General features: G+C 68.8%; 1 protein-coding gene. It reads right to left on the bottom strand.

Annotation, left to right across the window (positions count from 1 at the left end):
• On the bottom strand, window positions 1-1,100 hold a 1,100-nt coding region (locus tag N878_RS21140; protein WP_021445524.1), incomplete at its 3' end, for a PAS domain-containing protein.
• Window positions 1,101-1,258 lie beyond the last annotated feature (158 nt).

Here is a 1,258-nt window from a genome sequence, read left to right as displayed (position 1 = left end):
CACAGCCAGTGGCCGTCGGCGTGCTTGAACCGGTATTCCACCTGATAGCCGTCGCTGCGCCCCTTCATATGCTCGACCAGGGCGCGGCGCAGCGTCGGCAGGTCGTCCGGGTGCAGGCGCGGGGTCAGGTCGCGCAGCATCACCTGCACCTGCTCGGCGTCCAGGCCGAACAGCTCGCGCAGGTGCGAGTGGTGCACCTGGTCGCTTTCCAGATCCCAGTCCCACAGGCCCAGTTCGCTGGCCTCCAGGGCCAGGGCCAGGCGTGCCTGGCTCTTGCCCAGGGCGTGGGTCGCCTCGTCCAGTTCCAGGGTGCGCTCGGCCACGCGCATTTCCAGCTCGCCATGGGCGCCGCGCAGCTCGCGCTCGGCACGCCGGCGCTGCTCCACCTCGCGCGCCAGCTCCTCGTTGAGGCCCTCGGCGCGCAGCTTGGCGTGCTCCAGGTTGGCGATCAGCGCCTGGTTGTGAAAACGCTGCAGCAGGCTGCGCTGGACCAGGCGGTTGACCTGCCAGGCCACCACCAGCAAGGCCAGCGAGAGGATCACGCCGAGCCCGCCCCAGCCGCGCTGCAGGTTGTTGCCTTCGGCCAGCAGGAAGGTCACCGAGGGCAGCAGGCAGGGCAAGGCGAAGGTGAGGAAGGCCGGTAGGCTGACGGCGTAGGCGACGCTGGCGGAGAGGATCGCCGCGGCGATCAGGCCATAGAGCAGCGCCTGCTGATAGAAGGCATCGGCCGGCACCAGGACGATGGCGGCGAAGGCCAGGGTCAGCCCCGAGGCGCCGGCGCCAAACAGGAAACGCCGGCGCCAGTGGGCTTCGGCCTGGCGGCTGGGCAGCGCGGCGTCGAAGGCCTTGACCTGCACCAGGCGCAGCAACACCAGCAGCACCATCCAGCCCAGCCAGGCGGCCAGCAGCGGCGCGCGCTGCTCGCTCCATAACAGGAACGCACAGGCCAGGCCGGTGAGCAGCATCAACAGGGTGGGCAGGCGCGAGCCCTGGTAGAGCAGGCGGGTACGTTCGACGGCGATATCCGTGGCGAACAGCTGTTCGGCCGCGTACGGATCCAGCGTCACTTCAGGGACTACGGCGCTAGTGGTGGCGGTCATAGGCGATTTTCTTGTAATGGTGCCTAGGCGTCGCGGCAGAATACCCGAGACAGACGCATCGCCCAACCAAGATGTGACCAATTTCACCCGCTCGCGCCTAACTTTCGACGGGCCGTCCGCGCCGCCGCCGCCGAAATGCGCGCGCGCATCGAGCAGAT

It is taken from the genome of Pseudomonas sp. EGD-AK9 (genome assembly GCF_000465935.2).
Taxonomy (GTDB): Bacteria; Pseudomonadota; Gammaproteobacteria; order Pseudomonadales; family Pseudomonadaceae; genus Aquipseudomonas.
Note: the sequence above shows the minus strand (reverse complement) of the source record. Positions and strands in the feature narration are given on the sequence as shown.